Here is a 6,027-nt window from a genome sequence, read left to right as displayed (position 1 = left end):
AACCCCAGCACACTGAGCAGGAATCCTTTGAGATCAACGACTTACAGAATTGGTTGCGGGGACAGGATTTGAACCTGTGACCTTCGGGTTATGAGCCCGACGAGCTGCCAGACTGCTCCACCCCGCACAAGAATTATAAGCGCAAACGGGCGGCTTAGGCAATAGCTATCTCAAGATTAACCGCAATAGCGCCATTTAATGGAAAATACCGGCGCGTGGCTGGCCTGGCCGGCACGCCACGGCGCATGCAATCGGTGTACAGTAGGCGTTACACTAGCGACCGAACATCCGCCATTTTTACCTGAAGCCCGCCCATGAAATTCTGCTCCGAATGCGCCCATCCCGTCAGCCTGTCGATACCGGATGGCGACAACCGCCTGCGCCATGTCTGCCCCAACTGCGACACCATTCATTACCAGAACCCGAAGATGGTGGTCGGCTCGATCCCCGTCTGGGAGCGGGACGGCCAGTTGCAGGTGCTGCTGTGCAAGCGCGCCATCGAACCGCGTTACGGCTACTGGACCCTGCCGGCCGGCTTCATGGAAAACGACGAGACCACCTCGGATGCGGCCGAGCGCGAAACGGTGGAGGAAGCGGGCGCGCATATCGAACTGGGCAAGCTGTTTTCGCTGCTGAACGTGCAGCGCGTGCACCAGGTGCACCTGTTCTACCTGGCGCGCCTGCGCGACCTCGATTTCGCGCCCGGCATCGAAAGCCTTGAAGTGCGGCTGTTTACGGAAAGCGAAATCCCCTGGGACGAGATCGCCTTTCCCACCGTGCGCACCACCCTGGAACTGTTCTTTGCCGACCGCGTGAAGATGCGCGAAGGCGGCAGCTACGGCTTTCACACGGGCGACATCAACCGCCCGATGGCCATGCCCGCCGATGGCGTCCATCAACCTTGAGCGCCCTGACCGCCCTGACCGCATGATTCCCTGGCTCGATCTCCATACCCCGTTTCCCGATGTATCGCGCGCGCTGACGGGCGAAGCGCCTGGCCTCTTGGCGGCCGGCGCCGACCTGTCGCCGCGCCGCCTGCTCGACGCCTACCGGCACGGCATCTTTCCCTGGTTTTCCGAAGGCCAGCCGATACTGTGGTGGAGCACCGATCCGCGCATGGTGCTGATGACCGACAACTTCAAATTGTCCGACAGCCTGCACAAAGCCATCCGCAAGGTCGAGCGCAGCGCCGCCACGGACGGGCGCTGGCAGCTGCGCTTCGACGGCGACTTCGAGGGCGTCATGCGCGCCTGCGCCGCGCCGCGCAAGGACGGCCCCGGCACCTGGATTTCGGACGAGATCATCGACGGCTATACGGGCTTGCACAAGCTCGGCTATGCGCATTCGTCGGAATTGTGGTGCGACGGCGAACTGGTGGGCGGCGCCTATGGCGTGTCGATCGGCCGCATGTTCTATGGCGAATCGATGTTCGCGCGCGTGACGGACGGCTCGAAAATCGCGCTGGCGCAACTGGTGCGCTTTCTGAAGGAACGCGGCGTGAAAATGATCGACTGCCAGCAGGAGACGCGCCACCTGGCCTCGCTTGGTGCGGCGCCGATTTCGCGCACGCGCTTTCTGGCCCATCTGCGCGGCGCGATTGAAGAACCACAAATCACCGACTGGCGCACTGCGGCCACGCAGTAGCTATGCTATCGTTGCAGGCAACACCGCTGCCTCATACTGGACCGCCATGACGCACCTGAACGAATTACCGTTTGCCACCCTGCAGTTCTATACGACGGCGCCCTACCCCTGCAGCTACCTCGAGCAGCGCCAGGCGCGCTCGCAGGTAGCCACCCCTTCGCACCTGATCAACAGCGATGTGTATTCCGAACTGGTGCGCAACGGCTTCCGGCGCAGCGGCATCTTTACCTACCGCCCCTATTGCGACGGCTGCCAGGCCTGCATTCCGGTGCGGGTGGCGGCGCAAGACTTTGCCGCCAGCCGCAACCAGCGCCGCGCCTGGAGCCGCCATGCCCAGCTGCAGGCCGGCGTGGCCAGCCTGTCTTTTCTCGACGAGCACTACGAACTCTACCTGCGCTACCAGAGCACGCGCCACGCGGGCGGCGGCATGGATCAGGACAGCCGTGACCAGTACGCCCAGTTCCTGCTGCAAAGCCGGGTCAACACGCGCCTGGTGGAGTTTCGCGACCCCGACGGCACCCTGCGCATGGTCAGCATCATCGACGTGCTGGCCGACGGGCTGTCGTCCGTCTACACCTTTTTTGATCCTGACGTGCCGGGCGCCTCCTACGGCACCTACAACGTGCTGTGGCAGATCGCCCAGGCGCGCGAGCTGGGCCTGCCGTATGTCTACCTCGGCTACTGGATCGCCCAGAGCCCGAAGATGGCTTATAAAATCAATTTCAAGCCGCTGGAAGCCAGAATCAAGGGGCAGTGGCTGGTCATGTGAAACCAACCGCATGTCGGTGGGGCGGTAGGTCGGATTAGCGCGCAAGCGCGTCATCCGACAACATTGTTGACGCTGACCGTGGTAGGTCGGATTAGCGCGCAAGCGCGTAATCCGACAACATTGTTGACGCTGACCGTGGTAGTTGTCGGATTACGCGCGAAGCGCTAATCCGACCTACGCCTTTTACTTGCTTTTGTCCGGATACGCAGGCCTGTTTGGGCGCACTGGCGGGTTTTTCGCCAGCTCGGCCTGTATCACCTCGATGGCTTTTTCCAGCTGCGGATCACGGCCGGCGATCACGTCGGCCGGGGTCTGCTCGACCTCGATATCGGGCGGCACGCCTTCGTTTTCCACGCCCCAGCCGTTCTCGCGGGTCCAGAACGCCAGGTTGGGCGCGGTGATGCTGCCGCCGTCCATCAGCACGGGGAAACCGAGGATGCCGACCAGGCCGCCCCAGGTGGCCTTGCCGATCAGGGGCCCCATGTTATTTTTGCGGAACATCCACGGCAGCAGGTCGCCGCCCGAACCGGCGGTCTCGTCGATCAGCATGGCGCGCGGGCCCTGGATCGAGGCCGACGGCGTCTTCATGTCGGCGCCATAGCGCATGGCCCACCAGGCGATCTCCTTCTTCTGCAGGATCTCGATGTAATAATCGGCCACGCTGCCGCCGCCATTGAAGCGCTCGTCGACGATGATGGCCTGCTTGTCGGCCTGCGGAAAGAAATAGCGCTTGAAGTAGGTATGGCCCAGGCCCGCCGTATTGGGCACGTACACATAGGCCACCTTGCCGCCGGTGGCCGCGTTCACCTTGCGCATGTTGCCTTCGATCCAGTCGCGGTTGCGCAGCGCGTCTTCCGTCGGCACCGGCACCACCGTGACGGTGCGCGCCCCCTTGCCGTCGGCGTTAGGCCCCACCGTGATATCGATGGCCTTGCCGGCCGTGTTTTCAAACGCACTGTAGATATTCGTTGGCGGCGCGATCGGTCGGCTGTCGACGGCCAGCAGATATTCGCCGGCCTTGACGTTCAGGCCCGGTTCCGTCAGCGGCGCGCGCAAGGTGGGGTTCCAGTTCAGGCCGCCATACACTTTTTTGAAGCGGTAGTGGCCGTTGCTCACTTCGTAGTCGGCGCCCAGCAGGCCGCCCGGCACTTTTTTCGCGTCGATAAAGTCGTCGCCGCCGCCACCGCGGTGGTGGCCCACGGCCAGCTCGCTGCACATCCACTGTATCAGGCGGTTGAGGTCGGCGCGGCTCGACAGCTCGGGCAGAAAGGCCGCGTACTTGTCGCGCATGGCCTTCCAGTCCACGCCGTGCATGCCAGGGTCATAGAAATAATCGCGGTTGATGCGCCACACCTCGTTGAAAATCTGCGTCCACTCGGCGCGCGGATCGGCCTTGACCTCGATCGCCTCGACCTTGATCTTGCCTTCGCCGGCGGCCAGCATCTTGCCGGTGGCGGACCCCATGGCCCAGTTGTCCTTCTGCCGGTACAGCAGCTTCCTGCCGTCGGCCGAGACCTCGAAATCATCGGCTTCCGCCACCATGGTGTCGGCCTTGCGATCCTTCAGATCAAAGCGCTGCACCGCCTTCTTGCCGTCGTTCTCGCGCAGGAAAAAGATCTGGCCGTCGCCACCGGCAGCCAGGCTGGAGAACTGCGCGGCCGGCATCGGCAGGTCGACGATGCGCGTGGCGATGCCGTCGAAGTCGATGCGGATCGGCGCCACCGGCGCGACGTTCACTTTCGGATCGTCGCGGCCCGTCTTCGGGTCGATCTTCGGCTCGTTTTTCGCTTCGCTGTCGGCCTTGGCGGCGTCCTTCTTCGGCTCCGCAGCCGCGGCTTTCTCCTCGTCGCTTTCCTTGATCAGGGGCGACGGCAAATCATTCCTCAGCACCGCCATCCACACCGTGCGCGTGACCAGATTGTCTTCGTTCTGCTGCGAGAACCAGTTGTTGCTGGGGCCCGCATTGGTCGAGGCCAGGAAGTACAGGTATTTGCCGTTCTTGTCGAACACCGGTTCGGCCACGTCCGACAGGCCGTCCGTCACCGGCATCGACGTGTTCTGCTCGACCGAATAGATATAGGCGCTGCGCGTATAGGTGGGCGAGTTGAGCGTGTAAGCCAGCCAGCGCGAATCGGGCGCCCACGAGGCGCGCATGCTCTTGTCGACGCCGTACATCGGTTCGGTGGCTATTCTTTGCACCTTGCCGCTGCCGATATCGATCACATACAGGCGCCAGCCGTTGTCGGCAAAGGCGATCTTTTTGCTGTCGGGCGACCAGACGGCGCTGTCGTAGAAGCCGCTGCCATTGAGCTTGAACTTGCGCACCGCGCCCTTGCCGTCCTGGGCCCGCACATGCAGTTCGTATTCGCCCGACTCGTCCGAGAAATACGCCACCGAGCGGCCATCGGGCGACCAGACCGGCGTGCGTTCGTTGGCCCCCGGTGTCTGCGTCAGGTTGCGCACGTCGCCCTTGTCGGCCGGGATGGTGACGATCTCGCCGCGGTACTCGAACGCCACGCGCGCGCCCGACGGCGAGATCGACACATCGCGGATATATTTCGCGCCCTTGACCCAGCGCGGGCGCGTCTGCCCCAGGTCGCTGGCCACGCCAATGACCAGCTTTGTCGACTGGCCGCTGGCCAGGTCCAGGCTGTGCAGATAGCCGGCCTGCTCGTAGACGATGGCGCCATTGGCGGCCGAAGCGTTCAGCACCGGGAAGTCCGTATGCCGCGTCAGCTGGCGCACCGCCTTGCTTTTTACATCGTAGCCATACAGATTGAATTCGCCATTGCGGTCCGACCTGAAGTACACGGTGTCGCCGAGCCAGATCGGATCGACATCGTTCGAACGCGTGGCCGGCTGCGGGATTTTCTCTATCGATTTGTCGGCGGAGGAAAACAGCCACAGCCAGGAATTGGTGCCGCCGCGGTAGCGCTTCCACTGCTTGAACGCCGGCGCCAGCGGGTTGTAGGCGATGCGCTGGCCATCGGGCGAATACGTGGCGCGCGAGGCGTTGGGGATCTCGAGCTGGGTTTCCACGCCGCCCGCCACCGGCACCGTCAACAGCTTCTGGAAGCGGTTGTTGAAGGCGGCGCGCGGCGAGGTGAACATCACCGCCTTGCCGTCCGGCGTGAACGCCTGCGCCAGATCGGCACCGGGATGAAAGGTCAGGCGGCGCGGCACGCCGCCGGCCGCCGCGATCACATACACGTCGGTGTTGCCGTCGATATTGGCGCTATAGGCGATCAGGCTGCCATCGGGCGAAAACACGGGGTTCGACTTGCCACCGAGATCCGACGTCAGCCGCCGCGCGCCGCCGCCATCGCGGTTAGTCAGCCACAGGTCGCCCGCATAGATAAAGGCGAGATGGCTGTTCGAGACGGCCGGCTCGCTCAGCATGCGGGTGTCGGTGGTATTGGGCAGCGCAAAGGCGGTGACGGGATGGCCCAGCAGCAGTGCGGCAGCGGCGGCGATGGCCGTCAGAATGGGTGTCTTGTTCAATCGATGTCTCACTTATGATGTAAGGAAGCAGGAAGGTACATGGCGCCGATACAACTTGGTAATGAATCAATAATTGCATTAGGCCAACAAGAACTATACACCGATGGCCATGT

4 protein-coding genes and 1 tRNA gene are annotated in these 6,027 nt (G+C 63.2%); 3 read left to right on the top strand and 2 right to left on the bottom strand.

From position 1 onward, the window contains the following. Nucleotides 1–50: 50 nt before the first annotated feature. Nucleotides 51–127: transfer RNA gene (locus tag ASR47_RS09840), tRNA-Met, on the bottom strand. 187 nt (nt 128–314) lie between these two features. Here ASR47_RS09840 and ASR47_RS09835 point away from each other — a divergent pair. The 3 genes from ASR47_RS09835 to ASR47_RS09825 are packed head-to-tail and all read left to right on the top strand — an operon-like array spanning nt 315 to nt 2,413. Beyond that, the gene (locus ASR47_RS09835; RefSeq protein ID WP_065307586.1) at nt 315–905 is read left to right on the top strand and encodes an NUDIX hydrolase; all 591 of its coding nucleotides are present in this window, start codon (nt 315–317) and stop codon (nt 903–905) included. Between the two features lie 22 nt (nt 906–927). Beyond that, complete coding sequence (gene aat, locus ASR47_RS09830; RefSeq protein WP_065307585.1) at nt 928–1,644, top strand: leucyl/phenylalanyl-tRNA--protein transferase; 717 nt, start codon at nt 928–930, stop codon at nt 1,642–1,644. A 46-nt stretch (nt 1,645–1,690) separates the two neighbouring features. Further along, nucleotides 1,691–2,413: an arginyltransferase gene (locus ASR47_RS09825; RefSeq protein WP_065307584.1), complete on the top strand. Its 723-nt coding sequence runs from the start codon at nt 1,691–1,693 to the stop codon at nt 2,411–2,413. Between the two features lie 183 nt (nt 2,414–2,596). Here the strand turns inward: ASR47_RS09825 and ASR47_RS09820 are convergent, their stop codons facing one another. Further along, complete coding sequence (locus ASR47_RS09820) at nt 2,597–5,914, bottom strand: S41 family peptidase (RefSeq protein ID WP_065307583.1); 3,318 nt, start codon at nt 5,912–5,914, stop codon at nt 2,597–2,599. Nucleotides 5,915–6,027: the final 113 nt, after the last annotated feature.

Origin of the sequence: Janthinobacterium psychrotolerans (genome assembly GCF_001677885.1) — a bacterium.
In the GTDB taxonomy this organism is placed as follows: Bacteria; Pseudomonadota; Gammaproteobacteria; order Burkholderiales; family Burkholderiaceae_D; genus Janthinobacterium; species Janthinobacterium psychrotolerans.
Note: the sequence above shows the minus strand (reverse complement) of the source record. Positions and strands in the feature narration are given on the sequence as shown.